Annotated in this window: 23 protein-coding genes; 13 read left to right on the forward strand and 10 right to left on the reverse strand. The window is 72.3% G+C overall.

The genetic code is table 11. From position 1 onward, the window contains the following. Window positions 1-35: 35 nt before the first annotated feature. The 4 genes from AOM06_RS04625 to AOM06_RS04640 are packed head-to-tail and all read left to right on the forward strand — an operon-like array spanning window position 36 to window position 3331. Window positions 36-281, forward strand: a complete 246-nt coding sequence (locus tag AOM06_RS04625) for a ribbon-helix-helix domain-containing protein (RefSeq protein ID WP_062303362.1) — start codon at window positions 36-38, stop codon at window positions 279-281. After that, window positions 281-631 carry a type II toxin-antitoxin system PemK/MazF family toxin gene (locus tag AOM06_RS04630; RefSeq protein WP_062303364.1) on the forward strand — a complete coding sequence of 117 codons (351 nt, stop codon included), beginning with the start codon at window positions 281-283 and terminating at the stop codon, window positions 629-631. Before AOM06_RS04625 ends, AOM06_RS04630 begins: the two co-directional genes overlap by 1 nt. Window positions 632-665: 34 nt before the next feature. After that, complete coding sequence (gene tsaD, locus AOM06_RS04635) at window positions 666-1703, forward strand: tRNA (adenosine(37)-N6)-threonylcarbamoyltransferase complex transferase subunit TsaD (RefSeq protein WP_156163583.1); 1038 nt, start codon at window positions 666-668, stop codon at window positions 1701-1703. After that, the gene (locus AOM06_RS04640) at window positions 1703-3331 is read left to right on the forward strand and encodes a glycoside hydrolase family 3 N-terminal domain-containing protein (RefSeq protein WP_062303369.1); all 1629 of its coding nucleotides are present in this window, start codon (window positions 1703-1705) and stop codon (window positions 3329-3331) included. Before tsaD ends, AOM06_RS04640 begins: the two co-directional genes overlap by 1 nt. On the opposite strand, the gene AOM06_RS04645 is transcribed toward AOM06_RS04640, so the two are convergent. Beyond that, the gene (locus AOM06_RS04645) at window positions 3318-4199 is read right to left on the reverse strand and encodes an ArgP/LysG family DNA-binding transcriptional regulator (protein ID WP_062303371.1); all 882 of its coding nucleotides are present in this window, start codon (window positions 4197-4199) and stop codon (window positions 3318-3320) included. The genes AOM06_RS04640 and AOM06_RS04645 overlap by 14 nt on opposite strands. Window positions 4200-4269: 70 nt before the next feature. Here AOM06_RS04645 and AOM06_RS04650 point away from each other — a divergent pair, with 70 nt between their 5' ends. From AOM06_RS04650 to AOM06_RS04660, 3 genes are read left to right on the forward strand one after another with little or no spacing between them, the layout of a single operon-like run. Next, a complete protein-coding gene (locus AOM06_RS04650) occupies window positions 4270-4887 on the forward strand; it encodes a LysE/ArgO family amino acid transporter (RefSeq protein ID WP_062303374.1) in 618 nt (205 codons plus the stop codon). Between the two features lie 33 nt (window positions 4888-4920). Continuing rightward, entirely contained in the window at window positions 4921-5472 is a 552-nt protein-coding gene (locus AOM06_RS04655; RefSeq protein WP_062303376.1) for a GNAT family N-acetyltransferase, read from the forward strand. Window positions 5473-5481: 9 nt separating this feature from the next. Further along, entirely contained in the window at window positions 5482-5760 is a 279-nt protein-coding gene (locus AOM06_RS04660) for a helix-turn-helix domain-containing protein (protein ID WP_062303379.1), read from the forward strand. Here AOM06_RS04660 and AOM06_RS04665 read toward each other — a convergent pair. After that, complete coding sequence (locus tag AOM06_RS04665; protein WP_062303381.1) at window positions 5757-6707, reverse strand: helix-turn-helix transcriptional regulator; 951 nt, start codon at window positions 6705-6707, stop codon at window positions 5757-5759. The genes AOM06_RS04660 and AOM06_RS04665 overlap by 4 nt on opposite strands. 61 nt (window positions 6708-6768) lie before the next feature. Here AOM06_RS04665 and AOM06_RS04670 point away from each other — a divergent pair, with 61 nt between their 5' ends. Beyond that, window positions 6769-7173, forward strand: coding sequence for a VOC family protein (locus AOM06_RS04670; RefSeq protein WP_062303383.1), 405 nt, complete (start codon window positions 6769-6771; stop codon window positions 7171-7173). A gap of 21 nt (window positions 7174-7194) precedes the next feature. On the opposite strand, the gene AOM06_RS04675 is transcribed toward AOM06_RS04670, so the two are convergent. Further along, complete coding sequence (locus AOM06_RS04675) at window positions 7195-8364, reverse strand: THUMP-like domain-containing protein (protein WP_062303386.1); 1170 nt, start codon at window positions 8362-8364, stop codon at window positions 7195-7197. Between the two features lie 169 nt (window positions 8365-8533). On the opposite strand from AOM06_RS04675, the gene groES reads away from it, so the two are divergent. Next, window positions 8534-8827: a co-chaperone GroES gene (gene groES / locus AOM06_RS04680; protein ID WP_062303388.1), complete on the forward strand. Its 294-nt coding sequence runs from the start codon at window positions 8534-8536 to the stop codon at window positions 8825-8827. 143 nt (window positions 8828-8970) lie between these two features. Here the strand turns inward: groES and AOM06_RS04685 are convergent, their stop codons facing one another. Then, window positions 8971-9261 carry a WhiB family transcriptional regulator gene (locus AOM06_RS04685; protein WP_062303390.1) on the reverse strand — a complete coding sequence of 97 codons (291 nt, stop codon included), beginning with the start codon at window positions 9259-9261 and terminating at the stop codon, window positions 8971-8973. A gap of 442 nt (window positions 9262-9703) precedes the next feature. On the opposite strand from AOM06_RS04685, the gene guaB reads away from it, so the two are divergent. From guaB to AOM06_RS04700, 3 genes are all read left to right on the forward strand, one after another. Continuing rightward, entirely contained in the window at window positions 9704-11215 is a 1512-nt protein-coding gene (gene guaB / locus AOM06_RS04690) for an IMP dehydrogenase (RefSeq protein ID WP_062303392.1), read from the forward strand. 129 nt (window positions 11216-11344) lie between these two features. Further along, the gene (locus AOM06_RS04695; protein WP_082105311.1) at window positions 11345-12451 is read left to right on the forward strand and encodes a peptidoglycan DD-metalloendopeptidase family protein; all 1107 of its coding nucleotides are present in this window, start codon (window positions 11345-11347) and stop codon (window positions 12449-12451) included. A 25-nt stretch (window positions 12452-12476) separates the two neighbouring features. Beyond that, window positions 12477-13226 (forward strand): TSUP family transporter, encoded by a 750-nt coding sequence (locus tag AOM06_RS04700; RefSeq protein ID WP_062303396.1) that lies wholly within the window; start codon window positions 12477-12479, stop codon window positions 13224-13226. A 66-nt stretch (window positions 13227-13292) separates the two neighbouring features. Here AOM06_RS04700 and AOM06_RS04705 read toward each other — a convergent pair whose 3' ends face one another. Beyond that, window positions 13293-14567 carry a Glu/Leu/Phe/Val family dehydrogenase gene (locus AOM06_RS04705; protein WP_062303399.1) on the reverse strand — a complete coding sequence of 425 codons (1275 nt, stop codon included), beginning with the start codon at window positions 14565-14567 and terminating at the stop codon, window positions 13293-13295. A gap of 125 nt (window positions 14568-14692) precedes the next feature. After that, window positions 14693-15469 (reverse strand): exonuclease domain-containing protein, encoded by a 777-nt coding sequence (locus AOM06_RS04710; RefSeq protein ID WP_082105312.1) that lies wholly within the window; start codon window positions 15467-15469, stop codon window positions 14693-14695. Between the two features lie 108 nt (window positions 15470-15577). Here AOM06_RS04710 and AOM06_RS04715 point away from each other — a divergent pair, with 108 nt between their 5' ends. Next, window positions 15578-16702, forward strand: a complete 1125-nt coding sequence (locus AOM06_RS04715) for a GuaB3 family IMP dehydrogenase-related protein (protein WP_062303401.1) — start codon at window positions 15578-15580, stop codon at window positions 16700-16702. Between the two features lie 79 nt (window positions 16703-16781). Here the strand turns inward: AOM06_RS04715 and AOM06_RS04720 are convergent, their stop codons facing one another. The 4 genes from AOM06_RS04720 to AOM06_RS04735 form a co-directional block, all read right to left on the reverse strand. Then, a complete protein-coding gene (locus AOM06_RS04720; RefSeq protein ID WP_062303404.1) occupies window positions 16782-17231 on the reverse strand; it encodes an ACT domain-containing protein in 450 nt (149 codons plus the stop codon). Then, window positions 17228-18298: a malate dehydrogenase gene (locus tag AOM06_RS04725; protein ID WP_062303407.1), complete on the reverse strand. Its 1071-nt coding sequence runs from the start codon at window positions 18296-18298 to the stop codon at window positions 17228-17230. The genes AOM06_RS04720 and AOM06_RS04725 overlap by 4 nt, the downstream gene beginning before the upstream one ends. A 69-nt stretch (window positions 18299-18367) precedes the next feature. Further along, a complete protein-coding gene (locus tag AOM06_RS04730; protein ID WP_062303409.1) occupies window positions 18368-19723 on the reverse strand; it encodes an urease accessory protein UreH domain-containing protein in 1356 nt (451 codons plus the stop codon). Between the two features lie 101 nt (window positions 19724-19824). After that, a complete protein-coding gene (locus tag AOM06_RS04735) occupies window positions 19825-21672 on the reverse strand; it encodes an ABC-F family ATP-binding cassette domain-containing protein (RefSeq protein ID WP_062303412.1) in 1848 nt (615 codons plus the stop codon). Window positions 21673-21727 lie beyond the last annotated feature (55 nt).

The following is a 21727-nucleotide window of genomic DNA, read 5'->3' on the forward strand; positions in this document are numbered from 1 at the left end:
TTGCTGCGCCCGTCATACCGGGTGATACTCGAGGCATGAAGACGGCGATCTCCCTGCCCGATGCCGTGTTCGAGGCGGTCACCACACGTGCGGCTGCGCTCGGCATGAGCCGCTCCGAGTTCTTCTCCGTCGCCGCGCAGCGGTATCTCCGAGACCTCGACGAGGCGGCGCTCACCGGCCGCATCGACAGCGTGCTCGAGCGCATCGCAATCGCTGAGGACGAGTCCACCGCGTTCGCGGCCCAGGTGGGGCGCGGGTTGCTCGAATCCGAGGACTGGTGATGCCGGAGCCGCTGGCGCGCGGCATGGTGTGCTGGGCGGACCTCGGACCCGCGCAGGGGAGTGCGCCCGCGCATCGCCGCCCGGTGCTGGTGGTCCAGGCGGACGCGTACAACAGGTCGCGGCTCGGCACGGTCGCGGTGCTGGTGATCACGGGCAACACCGCGCTCGCGGACCTTCCAGGCAACGTGTTCCTGCCGGCCGGTTCGACGGGTCTGGCGAAGGACTCGTGCGTGAACGTGACCGCGATCGCCACGGTGGACCGCCGGGTCCTCGGAGCCCGGGAGGGTCTCCTCCCCGCCCACGTGATGGATCAGGTCGACCGCGGGCTTCGCACATTCCTCTCGCTCTGACCTGCGTGCGCGGGCCCGCGACTACAGTTGTCCCGTGGCTTTGGTACTGGGACTCGAGAGCACCTGCGATGAGACGGGTGTCGCGCTCGTGGAGGACGGCGAGCTGCTCGCCGACGTGGTCGCCTCGTCGATGGACGAGCACGCGCGGTTCGGCGGCATCGTCCCCGAGGTCGCGTCGCGCGCGCACCTCGAGGCGGTGCTCCCGACGCTCGACGAGGCGCTGAGCCGCGCCGGGCGCACGCTCTCCGACGTCGACGCGGTCGCGGTCGCGTCCGGGCCGGGCCTGGTGGGCTCGCTCACGGTCGGCGTCTCCGCGGCGAAGGCGCTCTCGCTCGGGCTCGGCCGTCCGCTCTACGGCGTCAACCATGTCATCGGCCACGCCGCCGTCGACCAGCTGGTCCACGGCCGCTTCCCGGACCGCACCATGGCGCTCGTGGTGTCGGGCGGCCACACCTCGCTGCTCATGGTCGACGACATCGCGACGAAGGTCACCGAGCTGGGCCACACCCTCGACGATGCGGCGGGCGAGGCCTTCGACAAGGTCGGGCGTCTGCTCGGCCTGCCCTACCCCGGCGGTCCGCACGTCGACCGTCTCGCTCGCGAAGGCGATCCCGAGGCGATCCCGTTCCCGCGCGGCCTGTCCAAGCCCAAGGACATGGCCAAGCATGCGTACGACTTCTCGTTCTCGGGGCTCAAGACCGCGGTGGCGCGCTGGGTGGAGGCACGTCGCGACTCGGGCCAGGAGGTCCCGATCGAGGACGTGTGCGCGAGCTTCGCTGCCGCGGTGGCCGATGTGCTGGTCACCAAGACCCTCAACGCGTGCCGCGAGCACGATGTCGAGACGCTCGTGATCGGCGGCGGGTTCTCCGCCAACAGCCAGCTGCGCGAGCTCGCCCAGGCGCGAGGCGAGGCGGCCGGCATCGACGTCCGCATCCCGCCGCTGCGCTACTGCACCGACAACGGCGCGATGATCGCCGCGCTCGGCTCGGCCGTGGTCGAGGCAGGGGTGGCCCCCAGCCGCCTCGACATCGGCGTCGACTCGTCCATGCCGCTGTCGACCATCACGGTCTGATGCGCGCGGCCGCGGCCGGGGCGCTCGCGGTGCTGCTCCTTGCCGCCTGCACCGCAAGCAACGGGGACGAGGCGCGCGCGCCCTCGCCGTCCGTGACCGCCGCGGAGCCGCTGCCGTCCGTCGCCGCATCGTCCCTCCCGGCACCGGTCGCCACCGTCGACGTCGAGCGCCTGGCCTGGGGGCCTGCCGTCGCCGACTGGGACGAGGCGCTCGCGACCGCACGCGCGCTGCCGCTGTCGCGCGCCGCCGGCCAGGTGATCGTCACGGACCTCTACACGCCGGACGTCGACGTGGCGCTCGACCGGGTGCGACGTCATCACCTCGGCGGGGTCATCCTCATGGACGGCGCCGCACCGTCAGCCGAGGCCGTCGCCGCGATCGCGGAGGGCCTCCAGGGCGTCGACGACCGCACGTGGCCCGTCTGGATCTCGGCGGACGAGGAGGGCGGCGTGGTCTCGCGCCTCTCGGCCGCGGTCACCAGCCTGCCCTCCTTCATGGCCGCCGGCGCGGCGACCGACAAGGACGCCGTCACGGACGCGTACCGGGCCTCGGCGGGCGAGATGCGCGCGCTGGGCGTCAACGTGGACTACGCGCCCGTCGCGGATGTCACGATCGGCACGGCCGACCCGATCATCCGGACGCGGAGCGCGGGCGACGGGCCGGAGGCGGTCGCGGCCGCGGTGACGGCGGCGGTCGAGGGGTTCGTCGCGGGTGGCGTCGTCCCCGTCATCAAGCACTTCCCGGGCCACGGCTCCGTCACGGTCGACTCGCACATCGGCCTCCCCGTGCAGGACCGCTCCGTGAAGCGGCTCGCGGGTGCCGACCTGGTGCCGTTCGCCGAGGCGATCGACGCCGGTGCGCCCGTGGTGATGATGGGGCACATCGTGGTGCCCGAGTGGGGCGAGGACGCGGCGACCTTCGCGCCGCAGGCGTACGCGTACCTGCGGGACGAGCTCGGCTTCACGGGCGTGATCGTCACGGATGCCCTCAACATGGGCGCCGTGACCGGGTCGCGCGACTCGGGCCAGGCGGCCGTCGACGCGCTCGCCGCAGGGGCCGACGTGCTCCTCATGCCGAGGAACGCGGGGGACGCGGCGGAGGCGCTCGTGGAGGCCGTGCGCAGCGGCCGGGTGTCGCGGGACCGGCTCGACGAGGCGGCGGCGCGCTCGATCCTGCTCATGCGGTGGTCGGCGGGCCTCGACACGGCCGTTCCCGCGCCGGGATACGCGCGTGGGTTCGCCGCGGCGGGCATAACGGTGGCCGCCGACGACTGCGACGCCCCGCTGGTGGGGCGCAAGGCCAGCATCGTCTCCGGTCCGGAGCATGCGCGGGCCGCGCTCGCGGCCCGGCTCGAGGACGCGGGTGTCGCGGTCGGGGACGAGGGTACGACGATCGCGCTGGTCCCCTCCGGGCGGACGCGTGCGACTGCCGATGTGGTGGTGTCGCTCGGGGCGCCGTGGGGGCTCTTCGCGTCGGACGCGGAGGCCTACGTCGCGACGTACGGCGGGTCGCGTGCGACCATCGCCGGGCTCGCGGACGTGCTCACGGGAGCCGCCGAGCCGGGCGGCGCCTGGCCGGTCGCGATGAGCGGCGCACCGTTCCCGGCGTGCGCCGTCAGCGCGGGCTGACGGGCTCGAGAGAGGCCCGCGCGGCGTCCGCGATCGCGCGTGCCAAAGTGTCGAGGCTCGCGGACTGCACGCGCCACTGCTGCCAGTGCAGCGCCACATCGAGCGCCGGCTCGCCCAGGTCGACCAGGTCGAGGCCCTCGCGCTGCGCGCGCGGGAGCAGGCCCCAGCCGAGCCCGAGCGCGATCGCCTGGGCGAACTCGGTCGAGGACGGCACCAGGTGGCGCGGTGCGCCCGTGCCCGCGCCGTGCGCGTCGAGCCAACGCGACTGAAGGTCGTCGCGGCGATCGAAGTCGACGATGGGCGCGGTCGCCAGCGCGTCGCCCGTCGCGCCGTCCGGGAACCACCTCCGCGCGAAGGCGGGCGCCGCGACCGCGCGATAGGTCATGCGGCCGAGCGGGGAGACCGTGCAGCCGGGGACCGCCGCGGCGCGCGTGGTGACCGCCGCGACCACCGCGCCCTGCGCGAGCAGCTCCGCGGTGTAGGACTCGTCCTCGCGGTGGAGGTGCACCGTGGTGCCGAGCCCGGGCAGCACCTGTGCCAGCGGTGCCAGCAGCCAGGTGGCGAGGGAGTCGGCGTTGACCGCGATGCGGAGCGGCGCGGGGCGGTCCTCGGGGATGCCGAGCGCGCTCGCGGCCTCCGCCTCCAGGAGCGTCACCTGGCGCGCGTAGCGGATCACGGCCTCGCCTGCCGGCGTGGCGCGCACGGGGCGCGAGCGGATGAGCAGCACCTGCCCTGCGAGGCGCTCCAGCGTCGCGAGGCGCTGGCTCACCGCGGACTGCGTGACGTGAAGCGCGCCCGCCGCGGCGTCGAGCGAGCCCTCGTCGACGACGGCAGCCAGCGTCTGCGCGAGGTCGGCGGGGATCTTCATATAAGCAACGCTAATGCAGTATTCACAATTGTTAGTGGTGTTGTGGATAACTCGGCTCTACCGTGTCGCCATGACCTACCTCGCCGGCCTCGGCCTCGGCCTCTCGCTCATCGTGGCGATCGGCGCGCAGAACGTCTTCGTGCTGCGCCAGGGCCTGCGCCGCGAGCACGTCGGGCTGGTGGTGCTGATCTGTGCGGCCTCGGACGCCGTGCTCATCGCGGCGGGCGTCGCGGGACTCGGGGCGGCGATCGTCGCGGTGCCGTGGCTGCTCACAGCTGCCCGGTGGGCGGGCGCCGCCTTCCTCGCGGTCTACGCCGTCCTGGCGGCGCGGCGCGCGCTCAGGCCTGCGGGGGAGCGCCTCGAGACGGACGATGCGCCACGCGCCGGAGGCCCCTCCGCATCGTCCGCGCGCGCGGTCGCCGCGACGTGCCTCGCGCTCACGTGGCTCAACCCGCACGTGTACCTCGACACCGTGGTGCTGCTGGGCACCGTCGCGGCGACGCATGAGGCGCGGTGGCTGTTCGCCGCCGGCGCGGTCACGGGCAGCATCCTGTGGTTCGCGGGGCTCGGCTACGGGGCGCGGCTGCTCTCCGGGGTGCTCGCGCGCCCCGGCGCCTGGCGGGTCCTCGACGGAGCGATCGCGCTGGTGATGGCGGCGATCGCGGTGTCGCTCATCGTCGCGGGCTGACGCGCGCGCTCGTCGCCGTGGAACGATGGCCGGATGACCTCCGACCCGTCCCGCACCCGGCTGATCGCGGTCGAGGACGCGGTCGCGCTGGCCGCGCTCGTCGCCGCGAACCGCGCGTTCATGGCGCCGTGGGACCCTGTCCGCCACGACGAGTTCTACAGCGAGGCGGGGCAGCGGGCCGTCATCGCCGGCCTCCTGAGGGACCATGCGGACGGGCGCGCGCTGCCCCACGTGATCCTCGCGGACGACGGCACGGTCGCGGGCCGCATCACGCTCGGGGGGATCGCGCGGGGTCCCGCGCAGTCGGCGGGGATGGGCTACTGGGTGGCGCAGGAGCTCAACGGGCGGGGGCTCGCGACGGAGGCTGTCGCGCGCATCAAGGAGCTCGCGTTCGGGCCGCTGGGCCTGCACCGCATCCAGGCGGAGACGCTGCCGCACAACGTCGCCTCCCAGCGTGTGCTCGCACGCAACGGGTTCGAGCGCTACGGCTACGCGCCGCGCTACCTGCGGATCGCGGGCGACTGGCAGGACCACGTCATGTTCCAAGCCGTCCACGATTCCTGGACCGGCCCGGCGGCTGTCTAGGCTGGCGCCATGGCACGGATCACCGAGGAGCAGGTCGCGGAGGTGCGCCGCCGCGTGGAGGCCGGGGAGCCGCGGGTGGCGGTCGCCGAGGCGGTCGGGATCTCGAAGGCGAGCGTCGACTCGATCATGAGCGGGCGTCGCGGAGGGCCGTCGAAGCGCGCGGGCACGCTCACCGACGAGCACAAGGCGCGCATCCGGGAGCTTGCGGCCGGAGGGATGTCGCAGACCGCGATCGCTCGCGAGGTGGGGACCAGCCAGCAGATGGTGTCGAAGACGCTTCGAGGCTAGGATCCGCCGCCGCCATAGAGGTCCGAGATCTCCGCGGCGAGAGCGACGAGCTCCTGGCGTACCTCCGGTGGTTCGATCACCTCGACGGCCGCTCCCAGCCCGGCCAGATGCTCGGCGACGGACCGCGCGGTGTGCGAGGCCACCCGGACCTCCGCCCGCGCATCGTCCTCCTGCAGCACCTCGAGGTGCCGCCCGAACAGCCTGCCGAGGACCGGCAGCAGCGATGGCGGGGTCACGGCGGTCGCGGTGACGCGTCCCCGGTGGGACTCGACGTCCTCGACCACGGAGTCCCAGATGCCCTCGAGGTCGTCCTCGGCAGGCCGCGCCGCCGGCGTCTCCTCCACGGTGACGGCCACGATGCGGTCGACCCGGAACGTCCTCCGGCCGGCCGGGGTGCCCGCGATCAGGTACCACCGGCCACCCTTGTCCACGAGCGCCCACGGATCCACGACGCGGCGCGACTCCCCGTCGCGGCCCGCGTAGGTGAGCTCGACCTGGCGGTGCCGCACCACCGCGCGTTGCAGGTTCACCAGCCACGTCGGGTCGTCGCGATGCGCCGCGCCCCAGGTCTCGCGGTCGACGATCACGGCGCGGCCCGCAGCCTCCGCGTCCGCGCGGAACGTGGCGGGGAGGGCGCGCACCAGCTTGCGCAGGGCCGATGTCGCCTCTGCCGAGCGGTCCGTCCGCGAGGTGCCGATGAGCAGGAAGAGGGCCTGGGCCTCGGTCGCGCTGAGGCCCGTGAGGTCGGTTCGCGACCCGCCGACGAGCGACCAGCCGCCTCCCCGCCCCGGCTGCGGGTAGACGGGGATGCCGGCCGTCGAGAGGGCCTCGAGGTCGCGCCGTGCGGTGGCCACCGACACCTCGAGCTCGTGCGCGACCTCGGCGGCCGTGACCCGGCCCCGCGCCTGCATGAGCAGGAGCGTGGCGATCAGCCGATCCGCGCGCATGTCCCCACCATCTCAAAGAAAGTACGCAGAAGGTGAGCACTTCAGGTGCGATGGTGGAGGTATGAATACGTCTGAGAGCAGCTTCCGTGGCCTGGCCAACGTGTCCTTCTTCGCCGACGACCTGGACGCGGCGCGCGTCTGGTACACCCGGGTCCTCGGCACCGAGCCGTACTTCATCGTCGACGGCTACGTCGAGTTCCGGATCGGCGACCATGCGGACGAGCTCGGCATCATCGACCGTCGCTTCGCGCCCGGGGCGGGCGGTCCCGCCGGCGCGGTCGTGTCCTGGCATGTCGACGACCTCGCGGCCACCTTCGATCGCCTGATCGCGCTCGGGGCGGCGGTGCATGACGGTATCCGGGAGCGGGGCCACGGCTTCACCACGGCCTCGGTGGTCGACCCGTTCGGCAACATCCTCGCCATCATGACCAACCCGAACTGGGTCGAGCACGCCGATCGGGCGTGAGACGAGGCGCGCGACCCCGGGCTAGGCGGGCTCGACGAGCAACGCCGCGTGGCGCCCCTCGAGGCGCGTGAGCACGAGCGTCGCGCGCTGCGAGCCCTTGAGCTTGAGGCGGGGTCGCAGCTGCTCGGGGGTGAGGTCCACGCCGCGCTTCTTGATGTCGACGGTCCCGACGTCGCGGGCGCGCATCTCCTTCGCGAGCGCCTTGACGTCGAGGGGCAGCCGCTCGATGACACGGTAGGCGCGGCCGAACGGGGTGCTCATCGGCGCGTCCGCGGTCAGGTAGGCGATGCTGGGGTCCACCAGGTGCGCACCGACGTCCTCGGCGAGCACGCCGACGAGCCCGGCGCGGATGACCGCGCCGTCGGGCTCGAGCAGCCACTCGCCCAGGGGGCCCGAACCTGCGCGGTCCGTGGGCCCGGCGATCTCGTGGTGGTCCTCGCCGCGCACCACCAGCGCCGAGTGGCCCGCGCCGTGCGAGGCGTCGCCGGCCCACAGGCCCACCTCGACCACGTCCCCGTCGACGCTCACCCACTGCGCCTCCATGTCCGCAGGGATCGCCTCGTGGGGGAGAGCGGGGCCGGCCTTGACGCCGAGAGCGCGGACGTGGTGCCGCAGATCGAGCACCGCGTCGAGGCGCGGCGAGTAGTCCGCAGGGTCGTGGCGGCGGCCCCGCGCGTTGCGTCGCGCGGGATCCGCGAAGATCCCGTCGACGCGCACGTCCGCGAGGCCTGCGAGAGAGTCGCCGTGGACCACGCGGGCGAGCGGCCACGGCGCGAGGTTGTGCGCGGCGAGGATCGCGGTGGCCTCGTCCGCCTCGAAGGCGACGACGCCGAGCCCTCGCCGTGCGATCGCCATCGCGTCGGTGCCGAGGCCGGCGGTGAGGTCGGCGACCTTGCGGCAGTGCGCCTGGGCGAACCGCGCCGCATGCAGCTGCGCGACCACCTCCCGCGAGGCCTGTTCGAGCCCCGCGCGGTGGAAGACCATCGAGTCGACCGTCTCGCCGAGACGGGGCCGCGCCTCGCCCCGCAGATCCGCGAGTGTCATCGCCGCGGCCACGAGCGCGGGGGAGTGGCCCTCACGGCGCAGCCGTCCGGTGACGGCGAGGGCATCCTTGGGCGAGACGTCCCGCAGCGACGCGGCGAGCTCGAGGCATGCCTCGGAGACCGTGAGGCGCGCGGTGACGACGTCCATCCCCGGATCATCTCACCCGTGGCCGACGCCCGGAGCGCGTTAGCACTCTCGGCACCCGAGTGCTAGATTGATGGTGCTCTCATGAGCGCAGATCCAGGATCGACCCCCGCGACGGCGGTCCTCAGGGTCTGCACCGAACTTACTTCGAGCACGGAAGGTGAGGTCCGCAGTGTCGGTCTCCATCAAGCCCCTGGAGGACAAGGTTGTTGTCAAGGCCGCTGCGGCCGAGACCACGACGGCGTCCGGCCTCGTGATCCCTGACACCGCCAAGGAGAAGCCCCAGGAGGGCGAGGTCGTGGCGGTGGGCCCGGGTCGCATCGACGACAACGGCAACCGCATCCCCGTCGACGTCAACGTCGGCGACAAGGTGATCTACAGCAAGTACGGCGGCACCGAGGTCAAGTACGCCGGCGAGGAGTACCTGATCCTCTCCGCGCGCGACCTGCTCGCCATCGTCGGCTAGCACCGGCAGCATCCGCACGGGCCTCGAGGCGTCAGCCTCGGGGCCCGTCGGCGTTCCTGCGCCCGTTTCGTCGCGGGCGAGGCGCCGCCGTCGGCGACCCGTGCATCGTCCAGCCTGCACGAGGCGCGGGTCGCCGCGCGACGCTAGCTCGCCTGCTTGAGGCGCCCGGCGAGGACGGCGTGCCGCTCATCCTCGCTCAGCCCGCCCCAGACCCCGAAGGGCTCGCGTGCCTGGAGCGAGCGCTCGCGGCACGTATCGAGCACGGGGCAGCCGGCGCAGTACTCCTTCGCCGCCTCCGCACGGCGCCTCCGCGCCGCTCCACGCTCGCCTTCCGGGTGGAAGAACAGGTCCGGATCCGCGTCGCGGCACGAACCTTCGTATTGCCATTCCCATTGATCCTGAGTAGGTGCTGGCAGCTTCGCCACGGCCTCCATCGCGCCCCCTTGTGGGTTCCCGTCGGCTCTCCCCACGGATGGCGCCATTGCCATCCAGAGCCGATCATGCTCGTCCTATGCATGTGACCAACAGCCGGCTTGTGGCCGGTGCTGATCACCCTCCCCCCACAGCCATTCATAACATCGTCCCTGGTGCTTGGGAAGTCCCGATTTGCCGGGTTTCCCGACATTTCATCGGATGTTCTCGCGAGGAGCGGCGCTAGCAGGGGCTATATCGGTCTACTTGTCCTACAAAATCTCATCTACCAGCCACTTTGTTCACCTGTGAGGTAAGGTGTGCCTTAGTTGGGCGGGGTTCTGGCGCCCACAGGGTTGCGTGGCCGACTCCCGCGACGCGGGCCTGCCGCGGGGCGGGTTGCACGCCGATCCGCGCGGTCTCCGCGGTGACGACGGCCCCGCCACGGGCACTTAGACTCTGCATATGGCGCCCCTTGAGAACGATCCCTTCGCCTTCACCGGTCTGACCTACGACGACGTCCTCCTGCTGCCCGGGGAGTCGGACGTGATCCCCTCGGAGGTCGACACCACCACGCGGCTCACCAAGGGCATCTCCGTGGCCGTCCCGCTGCTGTCCGCGGCGATGGACACGGTCACCGAGGCCCGCCTGGCGATTGCGCTCGCGAGGCTCGGCGGTATCGGCGTGCTCCACCGCAACCTGTCGATCGAGGACCAGGCGCACCAGGTCGAGATCGTCAAGCGCTCCGAGTCCGGGATGATCACCGACCCGGTCACCGTGGGGCCCGAGGTCACGCTCGCCGAGCTCGACGCGCTGTGCGGCAAGTACCGGGTCTCCGGGCTGCCGGTGGTGGACGAGGAGCGCCGCCTGCTGGGCATCATCACCAACCGCGACCTGCGGTTCGTGCCGGCATCCGAGTTCGGGTCGCGCCTGGTCAAGGACCACATGACGCCGATGCCGCTCATCACGGCGCGCGAGGGGGTCTCCAACGCCGAGGCCTCCGAGCTGCTCGCCAAGCACCGCGTCGAGAAGCTCCCGCTGGTCGACGCCGAGGGGCGTCTCACCGGCCTCATCACCGTCAAGGACTTCGTCAAGACCGAGAAGTACCCGCTCGCGACCAAGGACTCCGAGGGACGCCTGCGCGTGGCCGCCGCGGTCGGCTTCTACGGCGACGCCTGGGAGCGCGCGACCGCGCTCGTGGAGGCGGACGTGGATGCGCTCGTGGTCGACACGGCGCACGGCCACGCGCGCAAGATGATCGAGATGATCCAGCGGCTCAAGTCCGACCCGGCGACCGCGCACGTGCAGGTCATCGGCGGCAACGTCGCGACGCGCGAGGGCGCGCAGGCGCTCATCGACGCGGGTGTCGACGCGGTCAAGGTGGGCGTGGGCCCCGGCTCGATCTGCACCACGCGCGTGGTCGCCGGCGTCGGGGTGCCGCAGGTCACCGCGGTTCACGAGGCCTGGAAGGCGGCGCACCCCTCGGGCGTGCCCGTCATCGCCGACGGCGGGCTCCAGTACTCGGGCGACATCGCGAAGGCCCTGGTGGCCGGCGCATCGTCCGTCATGCTCGGCTCGCTCTTCGCGGGCTGCGCGGAGACCCCGGGCGACCTGGTGCTGGTCAACGGCAAGCAGTTCAAGAGCTATCGCGGCATGGGCTCGATGGGTGCGATGGCGTCCCGCGGCCGCGTGTCCTACTCCAAGGACCGCTACTTCCAGGCCGACGCCCCGAGCGACGACGACCTCATCCCCGAGGGCATCGAGGGTCGCGTCCCCTACAAGGGCCCCGTGTCCTCGGTGGTCCGCCAGCTCGTGGGCGGCCTGGGCCAGTCGATGTTCTACGTCGGCGCGCGCACCATCCCCGAGCTGCAGGAGCGAGGGAAGTTCGTCCGCATCACGCCGGCGGGGCTCAAGGAGTCGCACCCGCACGACGTGCAGATCACGGTCGAGGCGCCCAACTACGCGGGCCGAAGCTAGACGACGGTAGGTCGCCCGCGAATTCTCGTTGCGGGGCGGCGTCCTGCCTAGTAATGTCCGGTTTGGGCTCATGGTGGGCACCGGTGCCGTCTCGTCGCGAGGCGGCATGACTAGCGCTGGGGGATCCACATGGGTTCTTTGCGTCGTGCCGTCATCGCTGCGGGTTCCGCAGCCCTCCTCCTTGTCTCGGGCCTCATGTTCGCCCCCGCGGCATCTGCCGCGACCGGCAACATCCCGGCGCCGTTCGCGTCCGGCTCGGTGTACGTGTACCAGGGCTACTCGTCGGGAACCCATACGGGAACCTCGAAGTATGGGCTCGATCTCACGTCGTCGTCGAGCACGACGTCGACCGCAGGGCGCGCTGTCGTCGCTCCGCAGGCCGGCACTGTCGCGTACTGGCAGCCCGAATACGGCAACCTCTGCATCAACGTGAGCTCGACACGGAGCTACACCCTCACCCACATCGACGCCTCGATCACGAGCGGCAAGATCTCCAAGGGCCAGCAGGTAGGCAAGGTCGCCGCGTCGGGGAAGCGCGAGAACAACGGTGTCGCTCATCTGCACTTCGAGTACTGGAACGCACCGAACTGCTACAACGCGGGCTCGCCGTTGACGTTCAGCTCGTCGAACGGCCTGCGGATCTGCGGGGCCCCGGACATGGGATCGTCGGGCACCAACCGCAACGGCATCTGGGGCGGGACCACCTTCTCGGTCAGCGGGTGCACCACGACGAAGGCCTTCGCCTCCGCACCGACGCCGGGAGTGACGGCGACCTCGCTCGGCGCGGTGCTCAAGGGGAGCGCGGGTACGTGGAGCCCGACTCCCACGCTCAGGTACCAGTGGCTACGCTCGGGATCGACGATCAGCGGTGCAACCGGGACCTCCTACAAGCTCTCGTCGGGTGACTATCTCAAGAAGGTAAGCCTCAAGGTGACCGCGTCGAGATCCGGCTACACCACCACCTCGAAGACGTCCGGGTCATGGTTCGTCGCGAAGGTGACCTCGGCAGGCGGCTCCCAGTACGTCAACCTGCGCAGCGGGCCATCGACGTCCTCGACCTACCTGGGCAAGATCAATGCGGGGTCGCTCGTGGCGCTCCGGTGCTACAAGACCGGCACCGCTGTGACGGGTCCCTACGGCCGGTCGACCATCTGGTACCGCATCACCGGTGTCGGCTACGTCTCGGACGCCTACCTCGAGACCGGGTCGAACTACCCGGTGACGGGTACGTGCTGATCCTCCACGCCCGTAGGCTCTCAGGGTGGACCTCGCCTGGCAGACGCTCGCGATCCTCGCGGTCGTCGCGCTGCTCGCGGGGTTCCTTGACACGCTCGCGGGCGGGGGTGGGCTGCTGACGCTTCCCGCCCTCCTGCTCGCGGGGGTGCCTCCGCTGCAGGCGCTCGGCACCAACAAGCTTCAGGGGTCTTTCGGGACGGGCATGGCGACGTGGCAGGTGATCCGGCGGCGTCGCGTGCGGTGGTCCGATGCGCGGTGGCCGATGCTGTGGGCGTTCCTGGGGTCCGCGGCGGGCTCGGTCGCGATCCAGTTCGTCGACCCCGAGCCGCTGCGGGTGGTCATCCCGGTGGTGCTCGCCGTCATCGCCGCCTACTTCGCGTTCGTGCCCAAGGCGCATGAGCCGCCCGCTCACGCCCGCCTGAGCGCCGCGCCGTACGAGGCGACCGTGGTCCCCGCCATCGGCGCCTACGACGGCGCGTTCGGACCCGGCACGGGCTCGCTCTTCGCGCTCTCCGGGGTGACGCTGCGGGCGTACGACCTCCCTCGCTCGACCGCAGTCGCCAAGACCCTCAACTTCGCGACGAACGTCGCCTCGCTCCTGGTGTTCGCCTTCGCGGGGAAGATGGTGTGGGCGGTCGGCGGCGTCATGATCGGCGGGCAGCTGCTCGGGGCCTACGTCGCGTCGCACGTGCTCTTCCGGGTGAGGCCCGTGGTGCTGCGCGTGCTCATCGTGGTGATGAGCGTGGGGATGCTGATCCGCTACCTGCTCGGCTGAGCCGCGCCCGGCTCGGGAGCGGTGCCGAGCCGCGCACGGCCCAGCACCGCTCCCGGCGGAGCGGGCTCAGGGGTAGAGCCCCCGGAGCCGATGCGCGTCGGTGACCCGCTCGACGGCGAGCGCCGTCGCGGCCTCGCGGTAGGACAGCCCGTGCGCCCCGGCGTAGTCGACCACGTCGTGCCATGCCTTGGTCATGCGCTCCTCGAGGCGGTCGTTCACGTCCCGCTCGGACCACTGGTAGGCCTGGTTCGCCTGGACCCACTCGAAGTAGGAGACGACCACGCCGCCCGCGTTGGCCAGGATGTCGGGGATCACCAGGACGTCGCGGTCCGCGAGGATCGCGTCGGCATCCTTGGTGGTGGGCCCGTTCGCGCCCTCGACCACGATGCGCGCCTGGACCTTCGCGGCGTTGTCCGCCGTGAGCACGCCCTCGACGGCGGCGGGGACCACCATGTCGACGTCGAGCAGCAGGATCGACGAGGGGTCGATCGACTCGGTGCCCTCGAACCCTGCCACCGAGCCGGTCCGGTCGGCGTGATCGGCCAGGCGGCCGATGTCGAGCCCGCGCTCGTCGTAGACCGCGCCGTCGATGTCGCTCACCGCGAGCACCTTGACGCCGGCGGCCGCGAGGAACCGCACCGCGTCGCGGCCGACCTTGCCGAAGCCCTGGACGGACGCGGTGGTGCGCGAGGGGTCCATCCCGCGCGAGGCGAGCGCCATGAGTGCGATGTGCGCGACGCCGCGCGACGTCGCCGCGGCGCGCCCGAGCGATCCGCCCAGGCTCACGGGCTTGCCCGTCACCACGCCCGGGACGGTGTGGCCCATGGCCGCCGAGTAGGTGTCCATGATCCACGCCATGGTCCGCTCGTCCGTGCCGATGTCGGGCGCCGGGATGTCCTTCGTGGGGCCGATGATCGGCAGGATCTCCGAGGTGTAGCGGCGCGTGACGCGCTCGAGCTCGGCCTGCGAGTGCGCGCGCGGGTCGATCGCGATGCCGCCCTTGGCGCCGCCGTAGGGCACGTCGACGAGCGCGCACTTCCACGTCATCCACATCGCGAGCGCGCGGACCTCGTCGAGGTCGACGGACGGCGCGTAGCGCAGCCCGCCCTTCGCGGGGCCGCGCGAGAAGTTGTGCTGCACGCGGTAGCCGGAGTAGACGGCGATCGAGCCGTCGTCGCGGCGCAGCGGGACGCTCACCATGAGCTCGCGTCGTGGGGTGGTGAGCATCTTCTTGATGCCGCCGTTGATGCCGAGGTGCGCCAGCGCGGAGTCGAGCTGGGAGAGCGCATCGGCGAGAGGACCGGCCCCTGTAGGGGCGGCCTCCGTGGTGGACCACGTCATTGTGACCTCCGGGTAGGTGTGTCCTTCGACACTATCCCCGGTTGTCACCGCCGCAGACCGCCGCGGTGGCGAGAATACGGCTGGGCGTTGGCCGCGCTGTATATCGCGTCCGGACGATGCGCGGGCTAGAAGAGCAGCTCTCCGTCGCCGTCGTCCGCCCCGGCGGGCGAGGCCGGCGCGGTCAGCGCGAGCGCCGGCGCCGCGACGGGCCACAGAGGGTCGGGGAGGTCGTCCGTGGTGCCCTTCGACTTGAGCCAGGCGCCGAAGCGCACGGCCCAGTCGTGATGCGCCGAGGCCTGGAGATCGTGCAGCGAGTCGAGCGGCGTGGTCCGCATGGTCGGATGCGCCGCGGCGAGGGCCTGGACGAGCTCGAGCGTCGCGAGCACATCGGCGTCGGCCGCGTGGAGGTCGTCCGCATCGACCTTGACCGCGTAGAGCGTGCACAGGTCGATGAGCTTGCGCTTGCCCTTGCGGTACTGGTCGAGCTTGCGATCCAGCACGAGCGGGTCGATCACCGGGCGCACCTCCTCGCGCTCGAGGCGCGAGGCGAGCGACGGCCGCCCATGACGCGCGAGCTCGTGCTCGAGCAGCGTGAGGTCGAACTGCGCGTTGAAGGCGACCACGGGGTGTCCCGCGTTGAGGGCATCGGCCAGGGCGGACGCGATCTCCTCGAGCGCATCCGGCGGCTGGACGCCCTCGGCACGCGCCTTCTCCGTTGAGATGCCGTGCACGGCGCTCGCGGACGCGGGGATGTCGACGCCGGGATCGATCAGCCACGTGCGCGTCGCGATCGCGTCGCCGCGGCGCGTGATCACCGCCGCGGTGACGATGCGGTCGGTCGCGGTGGACACGCCCGTGGTCTCGGTGTCGAATCCCACCATGGTCTCGTCGAGCCAGCTCATGGTCCTAGCCTGGCACGCCGCTCCGACACAGGGCGCACCCTTGTCCCCAGGCGCGGGAGGCGCATCGTCCTGCGGCGGTGTCGCACGCGGACGCTAGGCTGGTGACCCGTGAGCAACGAGATCGAGATCGGCCGCGGCAAGCGCGGACGCCGCGCCTATTCCTTCGACGACATCGCGGTGGTGCCCTCGCGGCGCACGCGTGACCCGAAGGTGGTGAGCCTGGGCTGGCAGATCGACGCGTTCCAGTTCGAGATCCCCGTCATCGGCGCCCCGATGGACTCCGTGATGAGCCCGGCGACGGCGATCGCGCTCGGCAACGCGGGCGGACTGGGAGTGCTCGACCTCGAGGGCCTGTGGACCCGCTACGAGGACCCTGCCGCGCTGTTCGAGGAGATCGCCGGGCTCGATCCGGAGGACACCACCTCGCGCATGCAGGAGATCTACCGCGAGCCCATCAAGGACGAGCTCATCACCGCGCGCCTCCAGGAGATCCGCGCCGCGGGCGTCGTGGTCGCCGGTGCCCTGAGCCCGCAGCGGACCCAGGAGCACTACGCGACGGTCGTGAAGGCCGGCGTGGACCTGTTCGTGATCCGCGGCACCACCGTGAGCGCCGAGCACGTCTCCGACGGGGCCGAGCCGCTCAACCTCAAGAAGTTCATCTACGACCTGGACGTGCCCGTCATCGTGGGCGGCGCCTCGACCTACCAGGCGGCCCTGCACCTCATGCGCACGGGCGCCGCGGGCGTGCTCGTCGGCTTCGGCGGCGGGGCGGCGCAGACCACGCGCACCACGCTGGGCATCCACGCGCCGATGGCCACCGCCGTGTCGGACGTCGCGGCGGCGCGACGCGACTACCTCGACGAGTCCGGCGGCCGCTACGTGCACGTCATCGCGGACGGCGGGCTGGGGCGCTCGGGCGACATCGTCAAGGCGTTCGCGTGCGGCGCGGACGCGATCATGCTGGGCGCCGCGCTCGCGCGCGCGGAGGAGGCGCCGGGCGCGGGCTACCACTGGGGCCCCGAGGCGCACCACCCCGTGCTGCCGCGCGGCGAGCGCGTCCACGTCGGCACCCACGGCACGCTCGACGAGCTCCTCTTCGGTCCCGGCACGAGCGCCGACGGCACCTCGAACCTCATGGGCGCGCTGCGCCGGTCGATGGCGACCACCGGCTACTCGGACCTCAAGGAGTTCCAGCGCGTCGACATCGTGGTGAGCCCGTACCAGGCGGGCTGAGCCGCACCTCATCGCACACGACGCCCGGGCGGGTCACCCGCCCGGGCGTCGTCGCGTGCACGGGCAGGAGCGGCGCGCGTCAGCGCGGCGGCAGGACGGTCAGCGCCTCGACGGTCGCGCCGTCGACGCGCAGCGATGCCACGGCGGCACGCACATCGGCCACGGGGCCGGTGAGGATCACCGTCCCGCCGGCCTCGTCGTGGTGCACGCCGACGGCGGCCTCCAGCAGCAGGTCGTCGCGCGCGCCCGAGACCACCCCGACCGCCCTGACCCGCACATCGTCCGCGTGGACCAGGTCGACCGCGCGGACCACCGCGAGCCGCGCGAGCGTGCGGATCAGCACCTGGGCGAGCCTCTCGGACGCGCTGAACTCGATGCACAGGGTGCCCACGCCGCCATGCACGTCGAGCGTCGAGATCGAGCCGAAGCTCACGCCGCGCTCGGAGAACACGCCCGCGATCGCGGCCGACGCGCCCGAGCGGTCCTCGACCTGGACGAAGGCGAACCAGCGCTGGGTCAGGGTGCTCATGAGGCGCCGCCTCCCCACGCGACCACGGACTCGTTGATGGTCTGCGCGACCTCCCACAGGGCGCGCGACTCGTCGGGCGCGGTGTCGTCGAGCATCACGCGGGTCCAACCGTCCGGGCCCACCGCGACCGGCACGCCCAGCACGCCGGTCCAGGGGACGCCGCCCAGCTCGATCTCCCCGTCCAGCAGCACCTGGCCCGCCACGACGATGTCGCGGCCGTCGAGGACCGTGCGCACCAGGTCGACGGTCGCGTTCGCGGTGCCGTTCGCGGTCTTCGCGCCGCTCTGGTGGGTGAGGTAGGGGCGGATCACGGCCTGGACGTCCGGCGGGTACGAGTCGATCGCGGCGAAGGCGCTCGCGACATCCGGCGTCGCGACGATGCGCTGCTTCGCGGTCGCGACCTCGGAGCGGAACGAGGCGAGCGTCCGGTCCCCGCGGAGGCGGTCGACGATCTCGGCCCGCTCGTCGGGGTCGAGGCCGCGCAGCCGCACGCTCGACCACAGCGGCACCATCATGTCGCCGTGCTGGCCGGCGACGAAGCCGCTGACGCGGTGCCGGCGGATGCCGAGCGTCGCGGCGATCTCGCGTCGGAAGCGCAGCGTGTCGAGCCACGCACCCATCCCGATCACCCGATGACGGCCCAGGCGCCGCGCGAAGACCTCGACGGCGAGCTCGACGGGGTTGGAGACCACGATGACGACCTCGTGGCCGGACCCGTGCGCGGCGAGCGCGTCGGCGTACTCCTCGAAGACCTTGCGGTTGTCCGCGGCGAGCTTGTCCCGGTCGATCACCTGGCCGGTGCCGGTGGGCACGGTGCGCCCCGCGGTCATCACCACCACGTCCGCGACCACGTCCTCGGGGCTGGTCGCCACGTCGATGTGCGGCGCGCGCTCGTCGTACGCGTCGATGAGGTCCACGCGGAGGCCGTGCACCGCCGCGCCCGACGATCCGCCGGTGCGGCCCACCAGCTGGAGACGGGACGATGCCCCGAGCTCGCCTCGCTCGATGAGCGAGCCGCAGATCGCCCGGCCTACGTCTCCGGTGGCTCCGACGATCGCGACATCCATGCCCTCGACGGTACCCGGCGCGTGTGTCCCGGGTGTTGCCGCGGGACGCGATCTGCCGGCGCTCGGACCTCAGGTCTCGGGACGCGCGATCACCACGAACTCGCCCGTGTACATCCCCATCGCGCACGAGTACCGGTACGTGCCGGTCTCGGTGGGCGTGAACTCGACGGTCTCGGCGTCGAAGAGCACCATGATCCGGTCGAGGCCCAGCGACGGCGCATCGATCGCGCTCTGGCATCCCTTGTACACAGGCTCGAGGGTCCACGCGACGGGCTCGTCGACGTACACGACGGTGGTCGCGGGGGAGTAGCCGTCGTCGACCACCTCCGTCGTGACGTGCTGGACCCCGCCGGCGTCGGTGACGTTGGAGGTGCGCTCGGTGGCGGTCACGGTGGCCGCGCCAAGTCCGGGAGCGAGCTGGGTGATCGCTCCCGAGGCCGTCACCAGCGCGAACGCGACCACGGCGACGCCGACGCCCCTCAGGACGCGACCGGCCGCAGGGCGGCGGGACGATGCGGCGGCGCCAGCGGCCGCCCCCGCCGCCAGCAGTCCCGGCGTCGTGCCGATCGCGAACAGCCCCATGACCAGCGCTCCTTCGCGCGGGCTGCCGGTCGAGAGCGCGTAGACCTGGACCGCCTGCGTGAAACCGCACGGCAGGGAGAACGTGGCGGCGCCCAGCGCCAGCGCGCGCACGGTGCCGCCCCCCGCATCGTCCGACGAGGCGCCGTTGACCCAGGCGCCCCAGCGCCCCGGCAGCGAGAGCTGCCACGCCGCGACACGCGGCGAGGTCTCGGTGAGGCGGACCCCCACGATCGCCATGACGGCCGCCGCGAGCAGGACCACGACGGCGAGCAGCACCCCGGACGGAGCGAGGGAGCGGCCCACGAGCCCGATGAGCGCGCCGAACGCCGCGAACCCCACGATCCGCCCCGCGTTGAAGGCCAGGTGCGGGCGCAGCCGTGCCAGGCCCGTCGCGCGGGACGGCACCGACGCGGCGAGCGAGATCACCAGTCCTCCGACCAGCGCCATGCATGTGGACACCGAGGCCGCGACGCCGAGCCCGAGCACCACCACCGCCGATCCCGCGGAGGCGCCCGACGTCAGGTCCTGCACGCGCGACGCGAGCCCGAGCCCCCACGCGGCAGCGGCGAGCATCCCGACGATCGCGACGGCGACCAGGAGGTCGCGCCAGACGAAGGGGTCGCGGCTGAGCCACGGCCGTGTCCCGACCGAGTACGGGGTGCCGGCGAGCGCGCCGTCCACATCGGCGTCGGAGGGGAGGCCGCGGCCCTCGAGCGTCAGCCGGCCCGAGCGTCGATCCGCGCTCGCGGACTCGACCCCGGGGAGGGCGAGCGCCGCCGCGGTGACGGTGCCCTCGCACGCCGCGCAGGTCATGCCGGCGATGGGGACGGTGCGTTCGCTCACGGGGACTCTCCTTCGGGTGAGTCCATTAAGCATCAGCAGCAGCCGTGGCGCTCGGGACCGAGGTCGCGACCCTGCCCGAGGGGCAGGGATGGTAGGCGATGTCAGCCCAGCTGCTCGGTCAGCTCCAGCCAGCGCTCCTCGAGCTCGGCGTTCTCGCCCTCGAGCGCCTGGAGCTCCTTCATGTACCTCGCGAGGCCCGCGAAGTCGCTCTGATCGTGCATGACCATCTCGTTGTGGAGGCCCTCGGTGAGCTCCTGGATCTTCGCCATGCGGCGCTCGGCGGCCTTGAGCTCCTTCTCGACGGCGCGTCGCTCGGCGCCGCTGAGCTCGGGCTCGCCGGACGATGCGGGGGTCGCCACGGCGTCGGGGAACGCCGCGCGCACGGTGGCCGCGGCATCGTCCCCTCCCACGCCGAAGGTGCCGATGCCGGAGGAGCCGGCCGCGCGGCGCTCGCGCGACATCGCGACGTACTCGTCGACGCCGCCGGGGAGGTGGCGCAGGCCGCCGTCGACCACCGCGTACTGCTGATCGGTGATGCGCTCCATGAGGTAGCGGTCGTGGCTCACCACGATGAGCGTGCCGGGCCACGAGTCGAGCAGGTCCTCGAGCGCCGCGAGCATGTCGGTGTCGAGGTCGTTGGTGGGCTCGTCGAGGACGAGCACGTTGGGCTCGCTCAGCAGCACCACCAGGAGCTGGAGGCGCCGGCGCTGGCCGCCCGAGAGGCGCCCGACGGGCGTCTTGAGCTGGATCGAGGTGAAGCCCATGCGCTCGAGCAGCTGGCTGGGCGTCATCTCCTGGCCGTCGCTCAGCTTGATCGACGCGTAGCGCTTCACCACGGCGGAGACGCGCTCGTCCGCGATGTCGTCGAGCTCCGCGAGCTGCTGGCTCAGCTGCTCGACGCGGACCGTCATGCCGGTCTTGACCCGCCCGGAGGTGGGCTCCTGCTCGCCCGTGACCAGGCGCAGGAACGTCGACTTGCCGGCGCCGTTCTCGCCCAGGATGCCGATGCGGTCGCCGGGGCCGATGTTGAAGTCGAGGTGCCTCAGCACCTCCTTGTCGCCGTAGCTCACGCCCACGTTCACCAGCTCGACCACGTCCTTGCCCAGACGCGCGGCGGCCATGCGGTGGAGCTTGACGGTGTCGCGGATGGGCGGCACGTCCGCGATGAGCGCATTGGCGGCGTCGATGCGGAACTTGGGCTTCGAGGTCCGCGCGGGGGCGCCGCGGCGGAGCCACGCGAGCTCCTTGCGCATGAGGTTCTGCCGGCGCTGCTCGGTGACGGCGGCGATGCGGTCGCGCTCGACGCGCTGCAGCACGTACGCGGCGTAGCCGCCCTCGTACATGTCGACCTCGCCGTCGTGGACCTCCCACGTCTTGGTGGAGATCTCGTCGAGGAACCAGCGGTCGTGGGTGACCACCAGGAGGGCGCCCTTGTTGGCGGTCCAGCGCCGCTTGAGGTGGTCCGCGAGCCAGGTCACGCCCTCGACGTCGAGGTGGTTGGTGGGCTCGTCGAGGAAGACCACGTCGTGGTCGCCCACGAGCACGTGCGCGAGCGCGACGCGCCGCTGCTGGCCGCCCGAGAGGTCGCCCACGACCGCATCCGCGGGGAGGTCGGGGACCAGGCCGGACATGATGTCGCGCACGCGCGGATCACCGGCCCATTCGTGCTCGTCCCGGTCGCCCACGATCGCCTGGGCGACGGTGAGCGACTCGTCGACGTGGTCGGACTGGTCGAGGACGCCGATGCGGGTGCCGCGGGCGACCGTCACGCGTCCGTCGTCGGGCTCGACCCGGCCCGCAAGGACCTTGAGGAGCGTGGACTTGCCCGCGCCGTTGGTGCCGACCATGCCGATCCGGTCGCCATCGTCGAGGCCGACGGTCATGTTGTTGAGCACGGGTCCGGTGCCGAAGTCCAGGTGAAGCGCCTCGGCGCCAAGCAGGTGAGCCACCCGACAAGGGTAGTCGCGCCCGGTCCCACGGCTCCGCCACACGGCTCCGCGGCTC

The organism is Demequina subtropica, assembly GCF_000971235.1.
GTDB classification, from domain to species: domain Bacteria; phylum Actinomycetota; class Actinomycetes; order Actinomycetales; family Demequinaceae; genus Demequina; species Demequina subtropica.